The organism is Stenotrophomonas sp. YJH_SMC_4, assembly GCF_059371575.1.
The window spans coordinates 178729-202283 of sequence record NZ_JCAFUR010000006.1 but is presented as its reverse complement, the minus strand read 5'-3'; the positions used below and the strand labels follow the sequence as shown (position 1 = coordinate 202283).

General features: G+C 66.9%; 23 protein-coding genes. 7 read left to right on the top strand and 16 right to left on the bottom strand.

Annotation, left to right across the window (positions count from 1 at the left end; genetic code table 11):
• Nucleotides 1-25 precede the first annotated feature (25 nt).
• Nucleotides 26-643, bottom strand: a complete 618-nt coding sequence (locus tag AC5P9F_RS12065; RefSeq protein ID WP_111118066.1) for a FapB/FapC family functional amyloid domain-containing protein — start codon at nucleotides 641-643, stop codon at nucleotides 26-28.
• Complete coding sequence (locus AC5P9F_RS12060) at nucleotides 640-1170, bottom strand: FapA family amyloid fibril periplasmic chaperone (RefSeq protein WP_065183551.1); 531 nt, start codon at nucleotides 1168-1170, stop codon at nucleotides 640-642. The genes AC5P9F_RS12065 and AC5P9F_RS12060 overlap by 4 nt, the downstream gene beginning before the upstream one ends.
• Nucleotides 1171-1566: 396 nt before the next feature.
• On the opposite strand from AC5P9F_RS12060, the gene AC5P9F_RS12055 reads away from it, so the two are divergent.
• Nucleotides 1567-2922 carry a sigma-54 dependent transcriptional regulator gene (locus AC5P9F_RS12055; RefSeq protein ID WP_060380358.1) on the top strand — a complete coding sequence of 452 codons (1356 nt, stop codon included), beginning with the start codon at nucleotides 1567-1569 and terminating at the stop codon, nucleotides 2920-2922.
• Here AC5P9F_RS12055 and AC5P9F_RS12050 read toward each other — a convergent pair whose 3' ends face one another.
• The 4 genes from AC5P9F_RS12050 to AC5P9F_RS12035 all read right to left on the bottom strand — a co-directional run bounded on the left by AC5P9F_RS12050 (nucleotide 2923) and on the right by AC5P9F_RS12035 (nucleotide 5746).
• Nucleotides 2923-3231 carry a DUF6958 family protein gene (locus AC5P9F_RS12050; RefSeq protein WP_005413537.1) on the bottom strand — a complete coding sequence of 103 codons (309 nt, stop codon included), beginning with the start codon at nucleotides 3229-3231 and terminating at the stop codon, nucleotides 2923-2925. It abuts the gene before it with no gap.
• The gene (locus AC5P9F_RS12045) at nucleotides 3224-3760 is read right to left on the bottom strand and encodes a GFA family protein (protein ID WP_111118065.1); all 537 of its coding nucleotides are present in this window, start codon (nucleotides 3758-3760) and stop codon (nucleotides 3224-3226) included. Before AC5P9F_RS12045 ends, AC5P9F_RS12050 begins: the two co-directional genes overlap by 8 nt.
• A 67-nt stretch (nucleotides 3761-3827) precedes the next feature.
• Nucleotides 3828-4709 (bottom strand): TolB family protein, encoded by an 882-nt coding sequence (locus AC5P9F_RS12040; RefSeq protein ID WP_111118064.1) that lies wholly within the window; start codon nucleotides 4707-4709, stop codon nucleotides 3828-3830.
• The gene (locus AC5P9F_RS12035; RefSeq protein WP_111118063.1) at nucleotides 4706-5746 is read right to left on the bottom strand and encodes a hypothetical protein; all 1041 of its coding nucleotides are present in this window, start codon (nucleotides 5744-5746) and stop codon (nucleotides 4706-4708) included. The genes AC5P9F_RS12040 and AC5P9F_RS12035 overlap by 4 nt, the downstream gene beginning before the upstream one ends.
• Nucleotides 5747-5837: 91 nt before the next feature.
• Here AC5P9F_RS12035 and AC5P9F_RS12030 point away from each other — a divergent pair, with 91 nt between their 5' ends.
• The 4 genes from AC5P9F_RS12030 to AC5P9F_RS12015 are packed head-to-tail and all read left to right on the top strand — an operon-like array spanning nucleotide 5838 to nucleotide 7885.
• Nucleotides 5838-6764 carry a LysR substrate-binding domain-containing protein gene (locus AC5P9F_RS12030; protein ID WP_111118062.1) on the top strand — a complete coding sequence of 309 codons (927 nt, stop codon included), beginning with the start codon at nucleotides 5838-5840 and terminating at the stop codon, nucleotides 6762-6764.
• Nucleotides 6761-7222 (top strand): helix-turn-helix domain-containing protein, encoded by a 462-nt coding sequence (locus AC5P9F_RS12025; protein ID WP_043033399.1) that lies wholly within the window; start codon nucleotides 6761-6763, stop codon nucleotides 7220-7222. Before AC5P9F_RS12030 ends, AC5P9F_RS12025 begins: the two co-directional genes overlap by 4 nt.
• Nucleotides 7223-7232: 10 nt before the next feature.
• Nucleotides 7233-7658, top strand: coding sequence for a VOC family protein (locus AC5P9F_RS12020; RefSeq protein WP_032966828.1), 426 nt, complete (start codon nucleotides 7233-7235; stop codon nucleotides 7656-7658).
• Nucleotides 7655-7885, top strand: coding sequence for a hypothetical protein (locus AC5P9F_RS12015; protein ID WP_180881191.1), 231 nt, complete (start codon nucleotides 7655-7657; stop codon nucleotides 7883-7885). Before AC5P9F_RS12020 ends, AC5P9F_RS12015 begins: the two co-directional genes overlap by 4 nt.
• 6 nt (nucleotides 7886-7891) lie before the next feature.
• On the opposite strand, the gene AC5P9F_RS12010 is transcribed toward AC5P9F_RS12015, so the two are convergent.
• The 3 genes from AC5P9F_RS12010 to AC5P9F_RS12000 form a co-directional block, all read right to left on the bottom strand.
• Nucleotides 7892-8587: an HAD family hydrolase gene (locus AC5P9F_RS12010; RefSeq protein WP_154329449.1), complete on the bottom strand. Its 696-nt coding sequence runs from the start codon at nucleotides 8585-8587 to the stop codon at nucleotides 7892-7894.
• A gap of 104 nt (nucleotides 8588-8691) precedes the next feature.
• Nucleotides 8692-9432, bottom strand: a complete 741-nt coding sequence (locus AC5P9F_RS12005; RefSeq protein WP_099523575.1) for a DNA/RNA non-specific endonuclease — start codon at nucleotides 9430-9432, stop codon at nucleotides 8692-8694.
• A 289-nt stretch (nucleotides 9433-9721) separates the two neighbouring features.
• Nucleotides 9722-11035, bottom strand: a complete 1314-nt coding sequence (locus AC5P9F_RS12000; protein ID WP_308678759.1) for an adenine nucleotide alpha hydrolase family protein — start codon at nucleotides 11033-11035, stop codon at nucleotides 9722-9724.
• 143 nt (nucleotides 11036-11178) lie between these two features.
• Between AC5P9F_RS12000 and AC5P9F_RS11995 the strand changes: the two genes are divergently transcribed.
• Both AC5P9F_RS11995 and AC5P9F_RS11990 read left to right on the top strand, forming a co-directional pair.
• Nucleotides 11179-12753 (top strand): S15 peptidase family protein, encoded by a 1575-nt coding sequence (locus tag AC5P9F_RS11995; RefSeq protein ID WP_180881193.1) that lies wholly within the window; start codon nucleotides 11179-11181, stop codon nucleotides 12751-12753.
• A gap of 87 nt (nucleotides 12754-12840) precedes the next feature.
• A complete protein-coding gene (locus tag AC5P9F_RS11990) occupies nucleotides 12841-14292 on the top strand; it encodes a S41 family peptidase (protein WP_180881194.1) in 1452 nt (483 codons plus the stop codon).
• 58 nt (nucleotides 14293-14350) lie between these two features.
• On the opposite strand, the gene AC5P9F_RS11985 is transcribed toward AC5P9F_RS11990, so the two are convergent.
• From AC5P9F_RS11985 to AC5P9F_RS11955, 7 genes are all read right to left on the bottom strand, one after another.
• The gene (locus AC5P9F_RS11985) at nucleotides 14351-15280 is read right to left on the bottom strand and encodes a DUF6708 domain-containing protein (RefSeq protein WP_099497465.1); all 930 of its coding nucleotides are present in this window, start codon (nucleotides 15278-15280) and stop codon (nucleotides 14351-14353) included.
• A 61-nt stretch (nucleotides 15281-15341) separates the two neighbouring features.
• On the bottom strand, nucleotides 15342-16361 hold the full coding sequence (locus tag AC5P9F_RS11980; RefSeq protein ID WP_099497466.1) for a sugar kinase: 1020 nt from the start codon (nucleotides 16359-16361) through the stop codon (nucleotides 15342-15344).
• A 10-nt stretch (nucleotides 16362-16371) separates the two neighbouring features.
• Nucleotides 16372-17559: a GDSL-type esterase/lipase family protein gene (locus AC5P9F_RS11975; protein ID WP_099562189.1), complete on the bottom strand. Its 1188-nt coding sequence runs from the start codon at nucleotides 17557-17559 to the stop codon at nucleotides 16372-16374.
• Between the two features lie 21 nt (nucleotides 17560-17580).
• A complete protein-coding gene (locus AC5P9F_RS11970) occupies nucleotides 17581-18333 on the bottom strand; it encodes an SDR family NAD(P)-dependent oxidoreductase (RefSeq protein WP_308678756.1) in 753 nt (250 codons plus the stop codon).
• Nucleotides 18334-18375: 42 nt separating this feature from the next.
• Nucleotides 18376-19680: an MFS transporter gene (locus tag AC5P9F_RS11965; RefSeq protein WP_024956790.1), complete on the bottom strand. Its 1305-nt coding sequence runs from the start codon at nucleotides 19678-19680 to the stop codon at nucleotides 18376-18378.
• Nucleotides 19677-21905: an oligoalginate lyase gene (locus AC5P9F_RS11960; RefSeq protein WP_308678755.1), complete on the bottom strand. Its 2229-nt coding sequence runs from the start codon at nucleotides 21903-21905 to the stop codon at nucleotides 19677-19679. The genes AC5P9F_RS11965 and AC5P9F_RS11960 overlap by 4 nt, the downstream gene beginning before the upstream one ends.
• Nucleotides 21902-23341 carry a polysaccharide lyase 6 family protein gene (locus AC5P9F_RS11955; RefSeq protein WP_099527459.1) on the bottom strand — a complete coding sequence of 480 codons (1440 nt, stop codon included), beginning with the start codon at nucleotides 23339-23341 and terminating at the stop codon, nucleotides 21902-21904. The genes AC5P9F_RS11960 and AC5P9F_RS11955 overlap by 4 nt, the downstream gene beginning before the upstream one ends.
• Nucleotides 23342-23555: the final 214 nt, after the last annotated feature.

Here is a 23555-nt window from a genome sequence, read left to right as displayed (position 1 = left end):
AGGTGGTGCATCGGTTGGGTGGTTGTCACGGGCGGTCCTGCACGACCAGGCCCAGTACGTTGGCCGTATCGTTGCCGTTGCCCGCGATCTGATTGAGTTGCAGGACCCCGTCGAATCCCCGCAGCGCGGTGCTGGCTACACCGGCGCTGCGGGTGCCCGTCGCGACGCCGCGACCGGTGTCGTCCCGCCCCCCTGCCAACGCGGAACCCTCGGCGGCCAAGGCCGTATCGTCGGTTTCGCGTATGCCCTGTCGGGCCAGCGTCGCGCTGACGACGTTGAGCGTCGTGTTGGCGATGCCGCTGGCCTGGTTGATGGATGCGATGCCACTGGCACCGGCCAGTGCATCACCGCCAATGTATGCAGTGGCCTGCAGCGGCCCGGACAGCACGCGGTTGCCCTGCTGCAGTTGCCGCGCATTGATCGCCACGTCGGCGCGATCGCCCTTGGCGATACCCCGCAGGTTGGCCTGCACGTTGAGGTCGCCGGCGGCCTGGTTCACGGCGATGGCGCCATTCGCCCCGGTCAGCGCGCGGCCGTCGATCCGGGCCACGTCGAGATAGGCGAGCATGCCGCTGTAGTCATCGGCCCGGGTCGCCGAGGGCGCGGCAGCGAGCAGCAGAAGCACGCCGTGCAGGGGCTTCATTTTCCACCTGCCGGGGCCGTGCCCTGCAGCGGGAACTGGGCCAGTGCGCCGCGCACGGTATCGGCGATACCGCGGGTGCTGCCGCCGACCGCACCGAGCGGCCCACTCATGGCGCCCCCCAGGCTGCTGCCGACCATGCCGTCGCCACTGCGGCCCAGCGTGCCGCCCAAGGCCTGCTGGGTGACCCGTTCAACGGTGGTTCCGCCCGGCGCCGCGATGGACGCGGCCTGGCCGGCGCCCATGCCGGCATAGTCCTCATCGCTCAACTCGTCCATGCCGGTCGTCGTGCCGCCGACCCCCAATGCGGCGGCGATCTCGCGCTGTGGCTTCGGGTCGGCTATCAGCGCCATGCCCGGTGGTGCCATGCGATAGGCCGGCCGCGCGGAGACGTCCCGCAACAGGACGATTTCGCCCGGTTGTGCCTTCACGCCCTGGCGGGCGCCCGATGCGGACGCGTCGGCGCCAACCGACAGCAGGGCTGTTGCCAGTGCTGCGGCCAGGCCGCGAATCAGGGTGGTGCCGTCCATGCCGATCTCCCGCGATGGGTGCGGCGGAACCACGCATCAACCGTGCCAACTTCGAAGTGTCCACCCGCCAACGCCGTGATCGTGCAGCACCTGACCGGGCTGCTGCCATGCTGTTACAGGCACGTCGCGGAATTGTTGGGATTTCGAAGCCCCAGGCACCGCAGGGCAAGGGCGGCGGGCGACTGTCGCATCGGTGTTACAGGTGGCGTCGCCGTCTGCAACGGTGCAGCTTCAGCCTCGAATTTCTTGACGCACTGCTCATTGCGCCGCCGTTTAGGGAAGCGCTAGGATCCGCCCAACAAAGGCCATCCCGGTGGCCGTAGAGGTCCCGGCGGGGGGCGGCACGCCGGTGATTGCCTGACAGTCCGCCGACGGTGTCCGGATGCTGGGGGAAGCATGGCAGCGGTCCCGGAGGCTTCTACGTCGCGTTGCGTGCTCTGGTTTGGCGAGCCGTTGGCGAACGAGCGCAGTGCGCTGGCGGCAGCGGGCTGGTATGTGCGCAGCATCCATCCCGATCCCGCCATGGCGATTGGCCTGCGTGGGCGCGATCGTTTGCTCGCCGTGCTCGATCTGCGCCATCTCGATGCGGTCGCGCTGCAGCTGCTGGCGCCGTGGATCGAGCAGCACCAGCATCTGCCCTGGTTGGCGGTACTGCCACCGGGTGCCGGACCCACATCGCCGGCTTGGCTGCCGTTGCTGCAGCGATGCTGCGCGCGCTTCACGCTGCCGTTCGGCCTGCAGGACCTGGTCTGCGCAATGCGCCAGCAGTTCGACGCGGATGATCCGCCTGTCGACGCAACCTGCGGTGGGCACGGACCGCACGCGCTGATTGGCGAAAGCGCCGCGTTGCATGCGGTGCGCACGGTGCTGCACAAGTTTGCGCCGGTGGAGCTGCCGGTGCTGGTCACAGGTGAAACCGGTACAGGCAAGGAACTGGCCGCACACGCGCTGCATGCGCTGTCGGGGCGTGCCGGCAAGCCTTTCATTGCAGTGAACTGCGGTGCGATTCCGGCCAACCTGGTGCAGTCGGAGCTGTTCGGCCACGAACGTGGCTCGTTCACCGGTGCCGACAAGCGGCAGATCGGCGTGTTCGAATCGGCCCACGGCGGAACGGTGTTTCTTGATGAGGTGGGCGATCTGCCGGCAGAGGCACAGACCAGTCTTCTGCGTGTGTTGCAGGAAGGAACCTTCGAGCGCGTGGGCAGCAGCCAGCCGCTGCGCGCAGACGTGCGTGTGCTTGCCGCGACCCACGTCGAACTGGAACACGCGGTGGCGCAGGGGCGGTTCCGCAGCGATCTCTACTACCGCCTGAATGTGCTGCGCCTGCTGATGCCGCCGCTGCGCGAGCGCGGTGCCGACGTGCAGCTGCTGGCCGAGCACTTCCTGCGCTGCTTCCGGTTGCGCCACGGCGTGCGTGCACGCGGCTTTGCACCGGCCGCAGTACAGGCCATGCGGCGCTTCGACTGGCCCGGCAACGTACGCGAACTGCTGAACCGTGTGCAGCGTGCAGCGATCATGGCCGAAGGCGAGCTGATCAGTGAGCGTGACCTGGAGCTGGGCGCATCGGCGGCGGTCCTGCCGGCGGCGATGCTGCACGATGCACGGGGGCAGGCCGAGCGCGATGTGCTGCTGCAGACCCTGCGCCAGACCGGCTACAACGTCTCCGAGTGTGCGCGGCAGATGCAGATATCGCGGGTGACGGTGTATCGCCTGTGCCGCAAGCACCGGCTGGAGCTGCCTGCGCAGCGCTGATCAGCCGGCCGCGAGGTGCTTGAACAGGCGCAACGGCTTGCCCGCGACGCGCTCGATCACGCCCTTGGCTTCCAGGTCCAGCTGCACGGCCTTCAACCACCAGCCGGCGGTGGCACCTGCCGGGAACAGGGTGGCGGGCAGATGTGGCAGCAGTGCCTGTTTTGCCTGCGCAACGGTCAGGCCGGGCGGTTGCGCAGGCAGGGCCCGCAGCAAGGCATGGCGCATGGCGAGATACTTGGCGCGATCCACGCGCTGGATGTGCCCGGGCGTGGTGATGCTCTCGATCTCGATCCGCTCGGGCTCAGACATGGGTATCTCCCGCGACTTCGATGCGCGGGCTGCGGAAGCCCATGGCGATCCACGCCTTCATCAGGCGGGCGTAGAACCGCAGCGAGTGGGTCTTCAGGTTCGGCACATCGTCCGGAAGGACAGACGGGTCAGGAAGATCACTGACCATCGTCCGCATCTCCACGGCGGGTCTTGCCGACGCCGGCCACAACAGGCCATACAGGCTCAGCCAATGGCCGCCGCTGAACTCCAGGAAGAGTGGTGTGTTGCAGCATCCCGCCACGACGCGGCGGCTGCCGCCCGTGCTGGACAACCGCAACGCGCGCAGCATGGCATGTCCGGCATCGATGCTGACGCGATCCTTGCGGTGCATTACGAAGAGCGTCTGGCCGTGCGGGCCCAGGACGTCCGGTGCTCGGGGCATCGACTGCAGCATGGCGCCGGCCTTGCGACAGCTGTCGCAGCAGCATTCGACGGTGGCAATGGGTTGGCCCGTGGCGGTCAGGCGCACCTGGCCGCAGGCGCAGGCAAGGGACTGGTGTGAGGCCATCTGCGTTTTCTCCTGGGGTTTCATCCTCTCGACGAACCGGGGCGCCGAAAATCGACAACATCTGCCTTCAAGGGCGCATCATCCGAAAGCGGATTCGATACAGGTCCAACCCTGCACCGTCCGCGCGCCGCGCCGAATAGGTCAAGGTGTCGGGTTGCGAGCCATCCAGCATCGCGCCGTAGCTGTCGCCGGAGGCCTCGTTCAAGGGGGAGGGCAATGCAAGGCCCGCGTCATAACGGCCTCCACGCTCGTAGGCGATGAACTGGCGTACCGGTGCACTGCCGAAGTCCAGAGCGCGGGCAAACACCAGCGTCCGGCCGTCGCCCAGGAAGGTGGCATCGAACTCCTGCGCTGCGGTATTGAGGTCTCCCGGCAGCGGCCGTGCCGGCTGCGCAATGCCACGGACCATCGCTGCGACGTAGAGGTCATGGCCACCCGCACCGCCTGCGCGATCGCTGGAGAACAGCAGCGTGGCTGCGTCGGGCGAGAGCATCGGCGCGAATTCATCGGCCGCGCTGTTCACTGCCGGGCCAAGATTGACCGGCTCCCCGAATCGACCGTCGCTCCCCATGCTGACCCGGTACAGATCGTCGCCGCCCTGGCCGCCTGCGCGATCCGAACAGAAATACACCACGCGGCCATCGGCGGAAAAAGCGGGATCGAAGTCGCGCCCCGGCGAGTTGAACGGCACCGGCATCGCTGGCCGCCAGCGCTGACCATCGTTGCGGGAGATCCAGATGTCATACCCGCCTGGACCGCCGGGCCGGTTGCGGCTGAACCACAGTGCGGTTCTACCGTCCGGGCTCAAGGTCAGTCGAATCTCGTCGTATTGCGTGGATGCAACGCCCGGGGCGAAGCGCTCGGCGGGTCCGACGATCCGCAGCACTCTGGATGGAGACGCGGGAGACGACGCAGCAACCAGCAGCATCACGGCCAGCAGCGCCTTCATGCCTGTCGCTCGAAATCGCTGACCCAGTTGGTTTCCCAACTGCGTCCACCATCGGTCGAGGCCGCCTGTTCCCAGCGCGCCGAACGCGGGGTGATGCGTGACCAGATCACCCGTGTCTGGATTGTTCGACCGTCGTGCTGGTCTTCGCCGAAGAAGCGGCCGACACCGGCCTGGAAACCTCCGCGCAGTGGCGCGCCGATCCGGGTTGGCTCCCGGCCATCCAGCCACCAGCTCAGCCAGTGCCGCTCCGCCGCATTCCAGGCGCGGATGCCCATGCCGCGCAGCGGCGCTCCAGGCATGTCCATCAGGTTGTCACCCACGTTGCCGAATCCTCCCAGGACCGGCCAGTTGTGCAGGGTGCCGGTGAACGCGTCCCATGCATCGCTGCCTGCCATCCGAGCGCGCAGGCGACGATGGCGCACGTTCCAATGGCCCACCAGGAAATCAAAATCGCCCGGTGCATCCGGCAGCTTCGGAAGCGGAGAGGGGACCGCAGCAGTGCGGCGGAACCAGTTGCGCCAGTTCACTTCCCAGTGCGCACCGGCATCGTCGGAGAACGCCTGTTCCCACCACGGCTCCTCGCCGTGGATGTCATGCCAACGGAACCAGACCTCGATGGGGCGCCCGTCGATCCGGTCGGTGCCGCGGAAGCTGCCGGCATCGCCCTTGAAAGCGCCGCGCACAGGGGCTTCGATATGGGCAGGGTTGCGGCCATCGATCCACCAGATCGACCACGTGGAAGACACCGGATCGAATGCGCGCACGCCCAGGCCCCTGTAGGCGCCCGAAGGCAGCGCCATGACGTTGTCATCGATGGTGCCGAGTCCGCCCAGGGTGAGCCAGACCGCGCTGGAACCGGTGAAGGACTCCCAGCGGGTATCGCCGACCAGGCGCTCCTTCAGGCGTCGGTGCCGGACCTGCCAGTTGCCCTGCAACCATTGCCAGTCTTCGCTGTGGCTGGGCAGGGCCCACCCGGGAGGCAGCGCCGTAGATGCCGCCGCGGCGGCCAGGCTGGCCAGGAACTGCCGTCGATCCATGTGCGTGATCCCCTGTCGAAGGTGCCTCCATCGTTGCGCGTACCAGGGGGATTGACCACGCAGATATCGGGGCTCAGGCTAAGTCACACTTATGGTCACCCAACGCCAGCTGCCATCGCTTGCCGCCATCCGTGCCTTCGAGGCGGCGGCGCGGCTGGGCAGCTTCGCGCGTGCCGCCGAAGAGCTCGACACCAGTGCGGCATCGGTGAGCTACCACGTGCGGCGGCTGGAGGCCCAGACCGGGATCTGCCTGTTCCTGCGCCACGCACAGCACGTGGAACTGACGGTGGCGGGTGCCAGCGTCGCCCAGGAGGCGACCCGGGCATTCGATGCACTGCGCGCCAGCTTCATGCGCGCCGCTGACAGGGATGCGGCGCGACTGCGCCTGTCCGTGCTGCCGACGCTGGGCACCAGTTGGCTGACGCCGCGGCTGGGCATGTTCCGCGCCCGCCACCGGCAGTTCGTGCTGGAACTGGACCTGTCGGCAGCGCCGCAGGATCTGGCCGCCGGTCACTTCGATGCCGCCATCCGCAATGGCCAGGGCGAATGGCCGGGTCTTCAGGCAACTCCCTTGTTTCCCAGCGTGTTCACACCGTTGTGTGCGCCGGCGCTGTTGCACGAGGCGCGTGGGCTGGGCAGCAGCGCGCTGGAGATTCCCCTGCTCGGGCGGCCGGACTGGTGGGCCCTGTGGTTTGCCGCGCACGGGCACATTCCACCGCCGGCACCGGAGAGTTTCGTCGCGCCCTTTGCCGTCGAGCATCTGGATGTCGGCGCCGCGATCGCCGGGCAAGGCATCGCCATTGGTTCGCCGATCCTTTTCCAGGCCGAGCTGGACAGCGGGCGGCTGGTGCAGGCGCATCCGGGTGTCGCCAGCGACGGTCGCAGTTTCTGGTTCGTGGCACCCACGGCGCGAAATGGCAGTGCCAAGGTCATTGCATTGCGTGACTGGCTGGTCGAGCAGGCCGCTGAGGCGCGGCACGCGGCACGCCACTACCTGGCCCAGGCGGTGGTGCCATGAACCAGAGCCCCGAACTGCTGCGGCGCCTGCTGCGTGCCAAGGACCGGATGGACCGCGCCAGCCATGAGGAATGGCCGGTCGCGCGCCTGGCCGAGGTCAGTGCAGTGTCGCCGGCGCACTTCGCCCGCTCGTTCAAGCAGGCCTTCGGGCTGCCACCGCACCGCTATCTCCTCAGCCGGCGCATCGAACGGGCCGTGGCGATGTTGCGTGACACCGAGTTGCCTGTCACCGAAATCGCCGCGCAGACCGGGTGGAGCAGCCTGGGTACCTTCGGCCGCATCTTCCGTGACATCACCGGTGACAGCCCGGGCAATGTGCGTGAGCGTGAGCGTGCAACCCCGGCGGCGTCGGCCAGCGTGCCGGAATGCCATGCACGCGCCGCACAGCGCCCGGACCTGAAGATCGCAGTTTTGGAGAAGCGCCGCCGCGAGGCGGTTGCTAACGTGGACCCCACCTGAGGGAGGTCCCATGACGAACACTGTGAACACGGTCGGCCTGTATGTGCGCGACCAGGATGAGGCGCTGGCGTTCTACGTCGGCAAGCTCGGCTTCGAAGTGCATACCGACGTACGCAATGGCAGCTACCGATGGCTGACGGTACGCAGTCCGGGCCAGGATGGTTTCCAGCTGGGCCTGTTCGTGCCAGGCCCGCCCACCCACGACGCCGCTACCGCGCTTTCGCTGCAGCAGTTGGTCGCCAAGGGCGCAATGCCGCCGCTGGTGCTGGCCGTGGATGACTGCCAGGCGCGCTACGCGCAATGGCTGGCACAGGGCGTGGAATTCACCCAGGAGCCGATCGAGCGCTATGGCGCTGTCGACGCCGGATTCCGTGATCCATCAGGCAACGGCTGGAAGATGATCGAAGCGCGCTCCGAGGCGAGGCGCCGGCAATGAGCCGCAGTGGCTGGGCACGGCCCGTGCATCGTTGGACCTCGATCGTCTTCACCCTGGCGGTGATCGCCAACTTCGTGGTGCGCGGGCTGGGGCAGGGCGAGCCCGCGGCGTGGATCACCTATTCGCCGCTGCCGCCGCTGTTCCTGCAACTGTTCACCGGCCTGTACCTGTTCGCGCTGCACTACGCCGGAAAGCGCCGCAGCGCCGCACTGGGCACTGCGGGCTGAGCAGGGTCAGGCGACGGCGTCAACCGCGTAGGCGGCAAGCAGGCCCGGCAGCTGGTCCATGCGCTGGAAAATCACCTTTGCACCCGCAGCACGCAGGGCTTCCGGCGTACTGTGGTGCGGGCCACCCTCACTGAAGCCGAACACGGTGGCGCCTGCGGCAACGCCCGCAGCGGCGCCGGTGACGGTGTCCTCGATCACTGCACAGCGCGTCGGGTCCACGCCCAGTGCTGCGGCAGCAGCCAGATACACGTCCGGGTGCGGCTTGGTGCGCGGCATGTCCTGGCCGCTGAAGACGTGGTCGCCGAAGGCATCGAGGATGCCGACCTTGCCCAGCTGCAGCTTCACCTTGAACAGGTCGGCACCGGAAGCGCAGGCGATCCGCCCGCCGGTGGCCGCAGCGATCGCACGCACGGCCTCGGGCGCCCCCTGGATCGCTTCAAGGTCACGTTCCAGTGCCCGGTTGCGCTGCTGGCGGAATTCTTCAAGCCATTCCTCGGTGAACGGCTTGCTGGTGCGCTCTGCAATCAGACCGGCCAGATGGGCCACGGACTGGCCGAGGAAGACTTCACCCGCCTGCGCCGGGGTCAGCGCCCAGCCGCGTGCGGTCAGCATTTCCGAGAGAACGCGGGCGACCAGCGGCTCGGAATCGACGAGTACGCCGTCGCAGTCGAACAGCACGGCATCAAACGGGAAACGGGACATCTACAGCTCCAGGGGGCAATGCAGTGGTGCAATTGCCCGCCATTTTCCCACAGCCATCCCTGTGTGGCACCCGGACCGGGTGCCACCCATTCCCGGCCGGCCGGTCAGCCCAGGTCACAACCCGCCGGCTGCGGCCAGGTGCTGGCCGGCAGCATGTTCTTCAACGAGGCGGGTGCGTTGATCGCCACGTAGCTCGCACCCAGCAGCTCCTCCAGATCGGCGATGGTCACCAGATAGTTGTCGAGGCTGCCCAGATTGGCTTCGTTGGGAATGATCCAGCTGATCGCCTTGGCGGTGCCGGTGTTCGGGTCACGGGTGATGATGGTCTTCCAGAAGAACTCCGGCGTCGGGATGCCGTGGCTGGAAAGGAAGTAGTCGTTGGAGGCGTCGCCGTAGACCACGCCACCATAGACATCCACCGGCGCGATGTCGCGGTAGCACTCGGCCACGTTCTCGGCCTTCACCCAGATGCCCTGGTTGAAGCTGGACACCTGCGGAACGATGTTGGTCATGTAGTTGGCGCGGCGGATGTAGGTCGCGTTGTAGTCCATGTGGTTGGACGTCACCAGATGGCCGCGGTCATAGCCAGACTTGATGCTGGCGTAGGAAGCGGTGCTGGTCTGGCCGAGGCAGCCTCCCGGCAGGTCCGGATCCTTGTAGAAGCTGGACGGGCGCGCGGCCGAGCCGGTGTCTGCGGTCAGGGTGTATTCGTAGCGGGTGGCGCTGTGGATGCTGCAGTCGTAGGTGAGCACGAAGCCGCCCTTGTTGAGGGTGACGACCTGGGCCTGGGCAGCGCCGGCGAAGGCACTGAGGACGAACGCGAAGAAGAAGCTTGCAAGGCGCATTGCGGTTCTCCAGCAGAAGTTCAGGGCGCAGCCGTCCGCCACGACCAGGCCGGGGCGAAGTCATGGGAGGGCGTTGCGGGGACGGGTGCTACGGATTGCGGTAGGACGTGACCGCGATGACAGGGCCGTGGGGGCCGTGCGGTGTCGTAAGCGTCACAAGCTGTCGTCTTTCGGTCAACGACGAAAAGACCAAGCTGTGACAGCGCGCAAGCACTGGAGATGTGTCAGATGGAGCAGGGCGTGACTGAAACCCAGGCGTGCTAGGGCATCGCGACGCCTGCAGCGGTCGTCAGGGGTTCGCCTTCAACACGTAGTCGCCATTGCGTGTTCCCGGCACCAGCGACCACTCCGGCTTCAGGTCCAGCGACCATCCCGGCCCCTGCAGCGGCGGCTCAGTATTTGCGGGCGCCTGCACGAACACCGCCTTCCAGTCGCTCTGCATCAACGCACCGTCGGTGACTTCCAGGCTGCCCCAGACGTCGGTCAGCCGCATCGTTGGATATACCGTGCCACGGCCAGGCAACGGCTGCATCGTGTTGGGGTTGAACTGGATGCGCATGCTGCGCAGGTCCAGGCGCACGACCGGGCCTGTCACGAAGCGCGCACGATTGTGTTCCAGCTGCGCCAGGCGCTGCTGTTCGCGCAGCGTTTCAGCTTCGCGCAGTGCTGGCCCGTCGTAGCGCGTGGCAGCTGCCCGCAGTGCGGTAACGTCCGTCTGTGGAGGTGCACCGGTCGCTTCGGCCAGGCGCGTGCCGAGATCCCGGGCGTGGTGGGCGAGATCGCTGCGCCAACCGGGGGCCGCCTGGTCCAGCAGCAGGCCATAGGCCGGGCCGGTGGCGTAGGCGAAAGAGCGGACGAAGCTGCGATCAGCAACGTGCGCCCGGAGGTCATGCAGCGCCGCCTGGACGCGTGTCGCGGGTGACGGGTTGCCGACGACCACGCCGGTGTATTCAGCCAGGCCCTCGTTCAATTCCAGCGCGGCTTCGTCCTGCGCGGCCGCAGGGAACTGGTGGTGGCGTTCGGCGCGGAATGCAAGCGCATCCATCATCGCAGTGTGCTGCGCCACTGCATCGGTGGCCGCAAGCGCATCCGCCAGTGCGCGCCATTCCAGTTGCAGCCAGTAGCGTCCTTCAAGCGTGTCGAGGTGTTCGTTTCCGCCCTCGGTCGGCGCGATGATGGGCAACGCCGGTTGCAGGCGATGGAACATTTCGTGAGCCAGCAGGGTACTGCGCCGGGACGCGTCCTGCGGCAATGGCCACAGCAGCTGCGTCCAGCGTGTGCCGGACCAGTCCACGGCGGTATTGGCGACGATCGCATCGGCCGGAAGCTGGCCTGCGAACAGGTTACCGCTTGCCTTCAGCGCCCCCTGTACGTCTGCGTGCGAGGCGATGACCTGACGGCTCCCTGGATCAACCAGCATCATCGGCCCGCACAGGGAGTGCCCCCACAGTCGGCCCTGGTCTCCGTTGCAGAGTTGTTCTGCGTGCAGGAAGACCTCCCGGGCCGCCGCGTCGGAGAGCTCCCGTTCGTTGGCCATCACGGTTGGTTGCGCACATAGCGCCAGTACAGCAAGCAGCAGGAAGCGTGACCCCATGACGTCCATTCATCCTTGAGACCGAGCTCTAATAGCATCGATCCCACGGGCCGGCAACGCAGCAAACGTCATGCTGCGTCGCAAGGTGCCACCCACCATTCGCACTGGTACGGTCCAACCCGTTGCACCACCACCGACGGGGAGAGACGACGATGCGCAAGGTATTGCTGCTGTTGATCCTGCTGACCGGCCTGGCGCCGACCGCCTGGGCCGCCACGGTCAAGACCACCCACCGCACCATTCCCGGCTGGGATGGAACGCCTCTCGGGGCCTTCGTCATCGAACCGCAGGACGCGGGCAGCGGGCGCTATCCGCTGCTGGTGATGCCCAGCAGCTGGGCGGTGCCCAGCGTGGAGTACGTGGGGGTGGCGCAGTCGCTGGCTCGGCGCGGCTATGTGGTGATCAGCTACAGCTCGCGTGGCTTCTGGGAATCCGGCGGCAGCATCGACATCGCCGGCCCAGCCACGGTCGAAGATGTCAGCGCCCTGATCGATTGGGCGCTGGACAACACCCGCGCCGACCCGGCCCGGATCGGCGTTTCGGGCATCTCCTACGGTGCGGGCACCAGCCTGCTGGCGGCGGCACGCGATCCGCGCATCAAGGCCGTGGCAGCGCTCAGTGGCTGGGCCGATCTGCAGGCCTCGCTGTACAGCAACGATACCCCGAGCGCGCAGGGCATCGCCCTGCTGGTGGCGGCCGGGCTGGTGACCGGACGTGCCGGCTCGGAGCTGGCCACGATCAACCGCAATGTGCTGGTCGGCAACTACCAGGGCGCGGTGGATTCGCTGCTACCGGTGGCGGCGCAACGCAGTCCTGCGGCCAGCATCGACGAGATCAACGCCAACCAGCCGGCGGTGTTCCTGGCCAACGCCTTCAACGACAGCCTGTTCCCGCCGGGCCAGCTGGTTGACTTCTTCAACCGGCTGAAGGGCCCGAAGCAGCTGCAGCTGCGCCACGGCGACCACGCGCTCAACGAAGCGTTCGGTGCACTGGGCATCCCCAATGAAGTCTATGACCAGGTGGGCGACTGGTTCGATCACTATCTGAAGGCGGCGGCCAACGGCATCGACCGCCAGCCGGCGGTGCAGCTGAAGTCACAGAAGGGCAGCTGGAGCAGTTACCCGGACTGGCAGGCGACCAGCAAGGGTGCGGTCAGCTACGGCCTGACCGCACCCTCTGGCCTGCTGCTGCCGACCGGTGGCCTGGTCGAGAATGGCAGCAATACTGGCTGGAACTATCGCATCGGCAGCGGGCTGCTGACCGCAGCCAGTTCCGGCGTGGCGATGGCCTCCGGCGCGCTGCAGATGATCAATCTGCCGCCGGGTGCCTACGTGCCGTTTGTTGGCCGCAGTGCTGCCGGCGTCTGGCAGGGGCCGATCCAGTGGAGCGCCAAACGGCTGGACGGTACGCCGGAAGTGCGCCTGACGGTCACGCCCAGCCGCGCCAATACCACGCTGTATGCCTACCTGTACGCCGAGGATGTGCTGGGCAACGGCCAGCTGATCAGCCACAAGCCGTACACGCTGCGCGGTGCCACGCCGGGCCAGCCGAAGACGCTCGACCTGCGGCTGGAAGCGAGCAGCTGGAACCTTCCAGCCGGCAGCCGCCTGACCCTGGTGGTTGATACCGTGGATCTGCGCTATGCGGGCATCAGCCAGTTGGGTGGCACGGTGAGCTTCAGTTCACCGGCGAACGCGCCGTCGGTATTGAAGGTGCCGCTGCATTGATGTGGCGCCGTGCCCGTTGCGGCGGGCACGGTACGCCAGCGCGGAAAGCTGCGAGACTGCAGGTCGGTCCGGTAGAGGGATGAATCCATGGCCATTGCATGGCTGTTGCTGGGTGCAGTGCTGGCTGCACCTGCCACGCAGGACGCGCCGATCGACTGGCCGAGTACGCTGCAGAAGGATCTGGAGGCTGCCGATGCGGCGATGCGCGGCAGCCATCCCGGGGCCGTTGATCGGCAGAACCCCGGATTCGGCGCCCAGCTGGACGCTGCCCTGGCACTGGCACGCTCCCGCGTTGGAAAGGCGAAGAGTTTCGCGGGCTACTGGTGGGCCATGAAGGGCTATGCAGCCTCTTTCAACGATGGTCATGTCAGCCTCAATGCGCTTGCCGGGGCTCCCGAGCTGCCAACGCGGTGGCCCGGCTTCCTGACCGGCTTCGATGGCGACACGCAGGTGGTCGTGACCGTGGACGGTGGCCCAGGCCATCCGCCACTTGGAGCACGATTGCTGTCCTGTGATGGCATCGATGCACAGACGCTGGCTGCGCGCAGGATCGGGGACTTCAGCGGGCGCTGGAACCTGCAGGCGAGCCGCATCCACGGCGGCGGTGAGGTATTGCTGGAGCAGGGCAATCCTTACGTGCCGGCACTGCGCACCTGCGTTTTCCTGGTGGACGGACGCGAGAAATCCTATGCACTGCAGTGGCAGCCGCTGCAGGCCGCACAGCGCAAGGAGCGGCTGGCCGACACCCGGCGCAGCTTCCGACCGGCCAATGGCTGGCACACGATGCCCAATGGCGGCTACTGGATCACCACAAGCAGCTTCAATGCCGATCCCACTGCGGCCAATTTCAAGGAGCTGACCCGGATGCTGCAGCAACTCACCCCGGTGGCTGATGCGTTGCGGCAGGCGCCATGGGTTGTGCTCGATGTGCGCGGTAACAGCGGTGGTGCGTCGCACTGGAGCATCGAGCTGGCGCGGTTGATCTGGGGGCGCGAGGCCGTGGACGCAGTGCGTGACGACAGCTGGGTGGAGTGGCGGGCGTCCGAGCCCAACATCGCACAGCTGCGTGGCTTTCTGGAGAAACTGAAGCAGGCACCTGACGCATCACCGGCGTTGCTACACATGCTGCAGTCCGTGACCGAAGGGATGGCGCAGGCAAGAGAGCAAGGCCAGCCATTTTGGCGGGAACCGGCCAATGATCCGGCCGCCGCGGTATCGCAGGTAGAGCAGGCCGGATCCGGACACACGGGCAGGGTGGTGATCGTGGCCGATGCCTCCTGTGGCTCGGCCTGCCTCGATGCACTGGATCTGTGGAAGCGGCTGGGCGCGATGCAGGTCGGCGTCGAGACTTCGGCCGACAGCCTCTACATGGATGTCAGGCCGGAGCGGCTGCCGAGCGGCCTGGCCAGGATCTCCGTACCGATGAAGGTTTTCCGGGGCCGGGTGCGCGGTTCCAATGAACCGCATGTTCCGGATCGTCGCTATGACGGCGACATGCGGGACACACGCGCACTGGAAGCGTGGCTGCTGGCGCTGTGAGGACGCGCCTGCCCATGACGCGGGATTCCCGCGTGCTGTTGCCGGACGCAACGCTGGGTCAGCGCAGGTCCGGTGGATTCATCGAAGCGTCGCGGACACAGGGATCACCGGCGTCCGGTGTCAGGCGCGCCTCGATGTCCGGTGGAAACTGCGGAATCCTGCTGGTCTGCATCACCACCCAGCGCATGATCGTGTGCAGGTAGTTGAGTGGCAGCATCGTGAGCCACATGAAACCCGGGAGCTGCGCGTCTTCGGCGAAGATGCGCTCCTTGCCGGACGCGAAGCTCTCGCGCTTGCCGTCCAGCGGCATGCAGCAGAGCACCGCGTCCACGACGGCTGCCGGTCCTTCTTCCATGTAGCGCCGCAGGAACTCCCAGTGGGCATGTGCGTTCTCGATGCGAGAGGTCGCGATGCAGAACGCGAACGTCTCCCGTACTGTGACGCCATCTGCGTCCAGGATCAGTCCGCGGACATCCCAGTTGTACCATCCGAAGGTTCCGGTTCCGCGGCCAAGCGTGAAATAGACCTGGTCCCAGGGCACGCTGAGGGTGGTGCCATCCAGCCGGAACACGTGTATCTGCCGGTGCTTGCGATCGAGCGCGATCGGATAGTAGGTCCAGCGGAACAGCTCGAGGCAAGCCACCCAGATGCTCGCTGCAATGAAGGCGGCCAGCATCGCCATGCCGATGAATATCGCCTCCCACAGGCCGTTTTCGTTGGGTAGCCTGTTCACGATCAGCAACCAGAGCAGCATCAGCATGCCGCCCAGCCCGAAGGCAATACCGATCGCGCCCAGCAGGGCTGCAAAGCCACGCGCGGCGAACCAGCGATCCACCGAAACCAGGCCGTTCGAATTCATCTTCACCACGCACAGCTGCGCCAACGGCACGACATCCACCCGCTTCTTCTGCAGCAGGCGGTGCTCGCGTTCAAACGCATTCAGCGGGCGGTTGTTTGGAAACTTGCGCGTGTATCCGGTGTAATCCATGGGCGATCCCTGCGCGATTCCAGCGCCCGTTGGATTCTAGCGGGATTCTCCCGGGGGAAGATCAGCGACGAACGTCGCACGGGTGGCTCTCCATCAGTGCCCGGACTTCAGCTTCGCGGGCAGGGCTGAAGTCGCCGGGAATGGCGTGCTTCAACGCGCCCGCGGCCAGTCCGAAGCGGACGGTGCTTTCTGCGTCTAGACCGGACAGCAATCCGTGCAGGATGCCGGCGGCAAAGGCATCGCCACCGCCGATGCGATCAACGATGCCGGGCAGCGGCCTCGGAGCAGCCTGCGCGCGGGTTCCATCGCGTCCCAGCAGCAGCGCACCGAGCACGTGATGGTCGGCGCTGATCACCTCGCGCTGGGTGCAGGACAGCCACCGCAGGTGCGGGAACGCGGCAAAGGCAGCGGCCGCAGCGGCCTCGGTTCGGGCGACCGCATCGTCCTGCGCGAAGTGCAGCCCCAGCACCAGTTCGATGTCCCGACGATCGGCAAAGACAATGTCGGCCTCGGCGAAGACCTCGCGCAGGATCGCCGCTGCGTCGCCATCCCAGCGTCGCCACAGTGAGGGACGATAATTGCCGTCGAAGGACACCTGCACTCCGGCCGCGCGAGCCGCACGCACGGCACCCAGCACCGACTCGGCCACTTTGGCGCCCAGCGCCGGACTCACGCCCGAGACATGCAGCAGGTGCGCGCCGGACAGCAGGGCGGGCCACGCATGGTCACTGGCATTGCTGTTTGCGAATGCAGAACCGGCCCGGTCATACACCACTTCACTGGCGCGCTGCACCGCACCGGTCGCCAGGAAGTACAGGCCCATGCGGTCACCCTCCACTTCACGCACGGCGGCCACGCCCACGCCATGCCGCCGCAGCTCGGCCACGGCATGCCGGCCCAGCGCGTTACCGGGTACCGTGCTGACCATCTGCACATCGTGGCCCAGGCTGGCCAGCGAGACCGCCACATTGGCCTCGGCACCTCCCACATGGACCTGCAGCTGCGGCGTCTGCAGCAGCAGTTCACGACCGGGCGCGCCCAGGCGCAGCAGCAACTCACCGAAACAAACGACGCGGCTCATCGGTTCTCTCTCACTCGGGGGTGGTGCAGCCCAGCATGCGCAGATCGATGGCATCGGCCATGCGCCGGTAGCCTTCGTCGTTGGGATGCAGATGGTCGCGGGTGATCTCGTTGGGCAACGATTCGGCTGCCTTCGGGTCACGCAGCGCGGCATCGAAATCGATGATGCCATCGAAGCCGCTGTTGCCGCCGCGTGCCCACTGGTTGATCGTGGTGCGGGTGGCGGCGGACACGGGCTCGTAGCGCTCGGAACCGCCGAACGGGGTCAACGTACCCAGCCAGGCGCGGATGCCGTGCGCATGCAGCCGCGCCGCAACCTGTTGATAGCCCAGCAGCATGTCCGCCGCATTGCGTCCAGGCAGCGGCTGCGCGCCACCGCCGTGGCGGATGTCGTTGATGCCTTCGAACAGGATCACCTGATCGGCGTCGGCCACCGCGATCACATCGCGATCCAATCGTGACAGCGCACTGTGGCTGCGGCCATGGTCAAGCAGCTTGTTGCCGCTGATGCCCTGGTTGAGTACCACGAACCGGTTCGGGCAGGCCTGCTGCAGGCGCTGCGCCAACCGCTCCGGCCACTGGTTGAAGGTGCCGCGTCGTGCGGTGGCGCCTTCCGTGATGGAATCGCCCAGCGCCACGATTACCTGGGGACGATCATCACGCTGCACCATCACTGCCGAGAAAACGTTCTGCTGGTAACTCAGCCGCACGCTGTCGGCGACGGCTGTCTGCCTGCCATCTGCGACCCGCAGCTCGGTGCGGCGCACGGCGGGGCGGGTGGGCTGCGGGAAATAGGCACTCACGCTGATCTCCTGCAGCGCCGCCACCGGCATCCGCACCGGGTCGCTCAGCAGCGCGGCTCCGACCGGCACCTCGATGACCGCGCGGCCATCCACCGTTACCGGCAGCGGTGCGGCCTTGCCGTTCTTCACTCCCACGCGCAGGTCCTCGACCCGCAAGGGCGCCGTGCCGAGCTCGTTGCTGATGCGCAGCCGCAGCGCATCGCCACGGCTGCCGATACGCATGTCCTGGCGCACGGTCTGTGCGGCGAACTGTACCGGCGCATCGGACGTTCCGTCCTTGCGGTCGGGCGCGGGCGCGGCCGTCCAGGCAGTGACCCACACGGGTGCGGCCCACACGGCGGGCGCCGTCATGGCGGAGCAGAGCGTCAATGAAAACAGAAGTGTCCAGCGCTGCATGGGCAGGAGTCCGGTAAGGTGTCAGGAGAAGTAGGTGCCGCCGTTGACGTCCAGATTCGCGCCGGTGATGAACGCCGCCGCATCCGAGGCCAGGAACACCGCAGCGTCGGCGGCTTCGTCCGGCGCGCCCTGGCGGCGCAACGGGGTGGCGCCGGCAACGGCCGTGCGTACTTCCGGCTTGGTGAATTCATCGTGGAAGCGGGTGGCGATCATGCCGCAGCACAGCGCGTTCACCCGGATACCCTTCGGCCCCAGCTCCTTGGCCATGGCGCGGGTGAAGGTCATCACCGCCGCCTTGGCGGTGGCGTAGATCGATGCGCCCGGGCCGCCGCCATCACGACCTGCCTGCGAGGCGAAGTTGACGATGGCCGCGCCTTCGAGCATGTGCGGCACCACCGCGTGGGTGGTGAGGTAGGTCGAGGTCAGGTTCAGGTCCATCACGGTGTGGAAGAACACCGGGTCGATGTCGGCCAGCGGCCGGCGCTGCACCATGCCACCGGCCACGTTCACCAGCAGGTCGATGCGCTCGCCGAACGCGGCCTGTGCCGCAGCGACCAGGCCGGCGACGGCCGTGGCATCGGTGACGTCGGCGCGATGCACCATGGCCTGGCCACCGGCCGCCTGGATCCGTGCCAGCGTTTCCTGGGCACTGGCCTCGTCATTGGCGTAGTTGATGCAGACGCGTGCACCGGCGGCAGCCAGCTTGATCGAAACGGCGCGACCGATATCGCGGCCACCGCCGGTGACAATGGCCACCTTGTCCTGGAACGACATGCGGAAAACTCCTTGGTTTGCGGGGGGATGAAAAACGTGGGCTCAACCGCCGCGGCGGTCGAGCTTCCGGATAGGGCCGGTCCACCACCACAGCGCGGCCAGCGACAGCGGCACCAGGGCGGCAACGAGGATGAAGATCGGGGCATAGGAGTGGCGGGTCAGCACCGGCACCAGCCAGGTGGTGATCAAGGTGCCGGCCACGGCGGCCAGGCCACCCAGGCCTGCCAGCGTGCCCACCGAGCGGCCGTCGAACAGGTCGCCCGGCAGGGTCTGGATGTTGCCGATGGCCACCTGGAAGCCGAACAGCACCGCAGCGATTGCCAGCACCGCCAGCAGCGGCTGGTTGGCCAGCACGGCACCCAGCAGGGCAGGAGCCATGACCACGCAGCCCAGCGTGATGGACAGCTTGCGGGCGCGGTCCACGCTGTGCCCGGCGCGGATCAGGCGCCCGGACAACCAGCCACCACTCAGGCTGCCCAGCATCGCGCCGACAAACGGAACCCAGGCGAACAGGCCGATCTGCTTGATGTCGAAGCCGAAGGTTTCAGCCAGGTAGATCGGCAGCCAGGACACGAACAGCCACCAGATCGGGTCCAGCAGGAAGCGGCAGGCGAGCATGCCCCAGCTCTGCCGGTGGGCCAGCAGCTCACGAACGCTGGCCTTCGGCGCCACCACCGCCTGTTGCCCGGCCTGGTCTTCCTGGATCAGCCGGCGCTCGGCATCGCTCACCCACGGGTGCTTGTCCGGGCCGGCGCGGTAGACAAACAGCCATGGCAGCAGCCACAGGAAACCGATTGCACCGACCAGCACGAAGGTGCCGCGCCAGCCCAGCCACAGGTACAAGCCGGCGATGGCCGGTGCGGACACGATCGCGCCGATCGACGCACCCGCGTTGAACACGCCTTGCGCCAATGCGCGCTCGCGCGCCGGGAACCACTCGGCATTGGCCTTCACCGCGCCCGGCCACGCGCCTGCTTCGCTGATGCCGAGCATCGCCCGCACCAGGCTGAAGGACAGCATCGAATGGGTGATCGAGTGCAGGGCGATGGAGATCGACCACACGCTGATCGACAGGGCGAAACCCAGGCGCGTGCCGATCATGTCGAACAGGCGGCCGAACAGGAACTGGCCGGCGGCGTAGAACAGCATGAACACCGTCACCAGCAGGGCGTAGTCATCCTTGGTCGCGCCCACTTCCCTGGCGATTTCCGGCCACATCACCGCCAGTGCGTTGCGGTCGATGTAGTTGATGACCGTGGCCACGGCAATCAGGCCCACGATCAGCCAGCGCACGGCTGAACGCACCGGCACCTTGCGCAGCTTGGCCACCACCGCAGGGCCGTTCATTTGCCGTCACCCTTGCTGCGGTCCAGGCGCGCATGGCTGCCGTTCCAGCGGTAGACGTGGCCGTCGACGGTCACGCTGTGCTCGCTCGTGGTGGCGCTGTTATCGGCGACACCCAAGGCGATGCGTGCACCGCTGGCCAGGCGCAGCTCGATCACCTCGGCATCGCTGCCGCGGGTACGCACGATCTCCCTGATGCGGCTGTCGGCGCCATGCACGTACTCGGCGGTGCCGTTGTACTCGCCATGCGGCTCCAGCACGCTGAAGAAGGTGACGTCCTTCTGGCCGTCCACGCGCTGCAGCAGGGCAGGCTCGCGGCGCAGGTTGAATTCCGGATCGTTCGCGCCGCTTTCCACCAGCAGCGCCTGCGCCGGCGCACTGCTGCCGAAGCGGTAGGTGTAGAAGCGCCCGTCCAGCAGCCACGCCAGCGACCGCGGCTCGCTGCCGGGTTTGCTGCGTGCATCCAGCCACAGGTGCTGGTAGCCGTTGTCCTTGCCCAGAACCGGGCGCTGGCTGGGGAAGTGCTCGGCCTCGAAGCCGGTGGTGACGATGTGGCCGTTGAAGTGCAGCGGCAGGTCGTAGCGCGCGGCCTTGTCGCCGTGCACCTGCAGCAGGTCCAGCACCACCGGCAAGCCCAGGTCGGGGTGGCGCAGCAGCGCCTGGGTGCGGGTGAACGCCACGCCGGGATAGGCATCGCGCATCGTTGCCGAGGCAATCTGGGTATCGGCATCGGCCTGGAAGAAGCGCACTTGCGGGGCATGCGCCTCGCCACGCTTCCAGTCGCCGTTGAAGTGGCTCTGCTCGTCCACCACCAGGGTGTTGTGGGCCACGGTCTGCTTGGCCCAACTGCGGTTCTCGGCCAGGTAGATGCCACCGCGCTTGGCTTCCACGTTGAGGAAGCGGGTGGCGCCGTAATCGGTCACCACCGGGTTGCCGTTGTCGTAGAACAGCCAGTTGAGCTTGTCGAAGTGGCCGTGTCCCATGCCCTGCATCGTGTCCTTCTGCACCAGTGCCTGGCCGCGTTCGCCGTTCATGCGCAGGATCGCCAGGCCGCCGCGGTCGCCGTCGGGGCCATCGCGCAGCAGCATCGGGCGGTAGTCGAAGGGCCTGGCCTTGTTGGCGGCCAGTGCCTGCGCCACCTGCAGGCCTTCGGGCGAAAGCAGCAGGCGTTTCTGCTGCTGGGCCACCGACAGCAGGCGGTCATCACCGGTGCGCGCATAGGCGATGCCGATGCCGGCCACCAGCTCTTCGGTGTCGATGCCCTTGTCCAGGATCGCATCGTTGATCGGGAAGAACAGGCCGCCATAGCTGGACTGCACCAGCACATCCACCGCCTTCAGCAGCACGCCATCGCGACGCGCGAAGATCTTCCGCTGCGGCTCATTGCGTTCGATGGCGTTGGCGAACAGCAGGAACGGCGCCAGTGCATAGCGCTGGTAGTAGGGGCCTTCCTCGTAGTAGCCATCGGGCGAGAACAGCAGGTCGATCTGCCGCAGGAAGCCGAACTTGTCGTCCTTCTGTCTGCCGCGCAGGGACTTCTCCACCAGTTCCTGGTCGCGCAGCACGTAGCCGGTCATGCCGGTGGCGGCCACCGCCCACGTGGCGTGGTTATGGATCTGGTCGTAGTTCTTCGGTTCGCTGACGAGGAACTCGGCCATCGGCCGGAACACCTTCGATTCGATGGTGCTGCGGTCCTCGGCGGATAGCGTGTCACGGATCGCGTCGTAGCCCTGGATGGCGTTGACCAGCCACACCGAATCGTTGAGCACCTGCCAGAACACGCGCCCGGGAATCTGGCCGCGACCCTCCGGATGCGGGCCCAGCGTGGGGTAAAGCTGGGCATACTGCAGCAGCATGTCGCGCGCGTAGTCCACGTAGGCCCTGTCGCCGGTCAACCGGTACAGCGTGCCCGCCGCCAACAGTGCCTGGTAGTTGCGCTTGTGCTGTTCATGGGTGCGCCCGCCGCCCTTGTCCCTGGGCACCGGCACGTCGATGCCGGCCTTCATCATCTTCTTCAGTGTTGCCTCGGTGCGCGCCTGCTCCTTGGCGAACCACGGGTAGCGGCTGCCTTCGCTGGCCATCTGCTGCCACTGCGCAGCGGTGACCAGCACCGGCGCGGTGTCGGCCTGCCGCGCAGCGGCAGCGGGCGCTGCGAGCAGCGACGCGGTCGGCAGCAGGGCGCAGGGGGCGGCCAGGGCCAGGAAAACGAACAGCGGCTGCAACCTCATCGATCAACTCCATTGCGGGTGCGTGACAGGGCAACTTCGCCCACCTTGGGATACCAGTCGACGCCGGTCGCCTCGCGCGCGGTCATCGCCAGGGCAGGATCGGCGCCCACGGCGGGCAGGGCAGGCGTGGCCACCCACAATCCGCTGGCAGCCTGCTGCAGGCTGACGCCACGGCCCTCTACGCCACCCGGGAACACGGTGCTGGCTGCCGGCGACTGCACGTTGCCGCTGAAGTCGATGCCGGCCAGCGAACTGGCGGCATTCGGCGGGTTCCTGCTGCTGCGGTTGACGATCAGGTTGCCGGTGAAGCGGCTGCTGCTGGCGGCGACCACGATGCCTTTGGCTTCATCGTGGCCGACGCCGAAACTGATCTTCGCCACGTCCACGAAGGTGTTGCGATTGATCGTGGCATTCACCACCGGCGCATAGCCGGACAGCGGAGGACTGGCCTGCGCATCCATCACCGCCAGTGCCGAGCGGTTGCTGGACCCGGCCAGCCGCTCGAAGTAGTTGTTGCTGACGGTCTGGTCGGCGTTGATGATGCGTACGCCGCCGGTGCCGGCCTTGTCATCGCCGAGGAAGACGTTGTCGATCACCCGGTTGCCGTTGCCATGGCGCAGGGTCAACGCGCCGGCCGAACGGTAGAACACGTTGCCGCGGTAGGTGTTGCCGCCGGACTTGTTGCTGATGATCTCAGTCTCGCCGTCGCAGCCTTCGAACCAGTTGTTCTCCACCGTGCTGTTGGAATCGCTCAGTGAGCTGTCGCTGGTGCCGACGCGGATCGTTTCGCCCCCGTTGACGCCCAGCGCCGGGCGCGGCCCGAACCAGTTGTGGTCGATACGGTGCTGGTTGTCCAGGCCCTGGGTGGCATCGCGCACCACCACCACGGTCGGCCCGGCGTTGGTCTTGCCGCGCAACTGGCTGTGATCCAACCGGTTGTTGCTGCCATACAGCGATACCCAGTAGTCCTGGTCGCTGGCATCCGGGTTGGTGTAGTCATCGATCACCAGGCCGGTGACGCGGCTGTTGCTGGCGACTGCCTTGCTCGACTCGCGGAACGCCACCACCGCATCACCCGGCGCATAGCCGTTGCGGAACACCAGGTTGGACACCTGCAGGTAGTTCCCGGCCAGGCGCAGGTCCGAGCGTCCGCTGAGGACGACCTTGCCGGCGGTCTGCGCGCGCAGCACGATCGGTGCGGCTGCCGTGCCCTGACCCTTAAGCAGCAGCCGGGCATCGGTCCAGGTGCCGTCAGCCAGCACGATCTCATCGCCAGGCTGCAGCGCCGAGGCGGCGGTAGTGAACTCCGCGACATCGTGGACGAGCCAGCTGGCTGCACTTGCTGCTGAAGTGGTCAGGCACATTGCCAGACCAGTGGTCAGGCAAAACAGCCATGAATCATTGGATCGGTGACGCGCCAGTGAGTGAATGCGCATGAAATCCTTCCAGGGACGGCCGGGCCGTCGTTTCAGGGTGGGCCTGCATACCACTTTCGGGTCTGTTGTAAGCCAGCTTTCGCGCAAAGTCATGCTGCATGAGCACATTAAATTGCGATCAACTGGTATGGGTCAAAGGCCTTTGAACAATCGCATACCAATTGGTTGACATTTTCATGTCGCCGTGCCGAAGCTGCGTCCCACGCCTGGCATG

What these genes read in the sequence shown, in the direction of transcription:
- AC5P9F_RS11985 (WP_099497465.1), bottom strand. Translation starts at nt 15,280, where the DNA reads ATGGATTACACCGGATACACGCGCAAGTTTCCAAACAACCGCCCGCTG.
- AC5P9F_RS12055 (WP_060380358.1), top strand. Translation starts at nt 1,567, where the DNA reads ATGGCAGCGGTCCCGGAGGCTTCTACGTCGCGTTGCGTGCTCTGGTTT.
- AC5P9F_RS12040 (WP_111118064.1), bottom strand. Translation starts at nt 4,709, where the DNA reads ATGAAGGCGCTGCTGGCCGTGATGCTGCTGGTTGCTGCGTCGTCTCCC.
- AC5P9F_RS12065 (WP_111118066.1), bottom strand. Translation starts at nt 643, where the DNA reads ATGAAGCCCCTGCACGGCGTGCTTCTGCTGCTCGCTGCCGCGCCCTCG.
- AC5P9F_RS12025 (WP_043033399.1), top strand. Translation starts at nt 6,761, where the DNA reads ATGAACCAGAGCCCCGAACTGCTGCGGCGCCTGCTGCGTGCCAAGGAC.
- AC5P9F_RS12030 (WP_111118062.1), top strand. Translation starts at nt 5,838, where the DNA reads ATGGTCACCCAACGCCAGCTGCCATCGCTTGCCGCCATCCGTGCCTTC.
- AC5P9F_RS11970 (WP_308678756.1), bottom strand. Translation starts at nt 18,333, where the DNA reads ATGTCGTTCCAGGACAAGGTGGCCATTGTCACCGGCGGTGGCCGCGAT.
- AC5P9F_RS12005 (WP_099523575.1), bottom strand. Translation starts at nt 9,432, where the DNA reads ATGCGCCTTGCAAGCTTCTTCTTCGCGTTCGTCCTCAGTGCCTTCGCC.
- AC5P9F_RS12010 (WP_154329449.1), bottom strand. Translation starts at nt 8,587, where the DNA reads ATGTCCCGTTTCCCGTTTGATGCCGTGCTGTTCGACTGCGACGGCGTA.
- AC5P9F_RS12000 (WP_308678759.1), bottom strand. Translation starts at nt 11,035, where the DNA reads ATGGACGTCATGGGGTCACGCTTCCTGCTGCTTGCTGTACTGGCGCTA.
- AC5P9F_RS12015 (WP_180881191.1), top strand. Translation starts at nt 7,655, where the DNA reads ATGAGCCGCAGTGGCTGGGCACGGCCCGTGCATCGTTGGACCTCGATC.
- AC5P9F_RS12035 (WP_111118063.1), bottom strand. Translation starts at nt 5,746, where the DNA reads ATGGATCGACGGCAGTTCCTGGCCAGCCTGGCCGCCGCGGCGGCATCT.
- AC5P9F_RS12050 (WP_005413537.1), bottom strand. Translation starts at nt 3,231, where the DNA reads ATGTCTGAGCCCGAGCGGATCGAGATCGAGAGCATCACCACGCCCGGG.
- AC5P9F_RS11975 (WP_099562189.1), bottom strand. Translation starts at nt 17,559, where the DNA reads ATGCAGCGCTGGACACTTCTGTTTTCATTGACGCTCTGCTCCGCCATG.
- AC5P9F_RS11960 (WP_308678755.1), bottom strand. Translation starts at nt 21,905, where the DNA reads ATGAGGTTGCAGCCGCTGTTCGTTTTCCTGGCCCTGGCCGCCCCCTGC.
- AC5P9F_RS11990 (WP_180881194.1), top strand. Translation starts at nt 12,841, where the DNA reads ATGGCCATTGCATGGCTGTTGCTGGGTGCAGTGCTGGCTGCACCTGCC.
- AC5P9F_RS11980 (WP_099497466.1), bottom strand. Translation starts at nt 16,361, where the DNA reads ATGAGCCGCGTCGTTTGTTTCGGTGAGTTGCTGCTGCGCCTGGGCGCG.
- AC5P9F_RS12020 (WP_032966828.1), top strand. Translation starts at nt 7,233, where the DNA reads ATGACGAACACTGTGAACACGGTCGGCCTGTATGTGCGCGACCAGGAT.
- AC5P9F_RS11995 (WP_180881193.1), top strand. Translation starts at nt 11,179, where the DNA reads ATGCGCAAGGTATTGCTGCTGTTGATCCTGCTGACCGGCCTGGCGCCG.
- AC5P9F_RS11965 (WP_024956790.1), bottom strand. Translation starts at nt 19,680, where the DNA reads ATGAACGGCCCTGCGGTGGTGGCCAAGCTGCGCAAGGTGCCGGTGCGT.
- AC5P9F_RS12060 (WP_065183551.1), bottom strand. Translation starts at nt 1,170, where the DNA reads ATGGACGGCACCACCCTGATTCGCGGCCTGGCCGCAGCACTGGCAACA.
- AC5P9F_RS12045 (WP_111118065.1), bottom strand. Translation starts at nt 3,760, where the DNA reads ATGGCCTCACACCAGTCCCTTGCCTGCGCCTGCGGCCAGGTGCGCCTG.
- AC5P9F_RS11955 (WP_099527459.1), bottom strand. Translation starts at nt 23,341, where the DNA reads ATGCGCATTCACTCACTGGCGCGTCACCGATCCAATGATTCATGGCTG.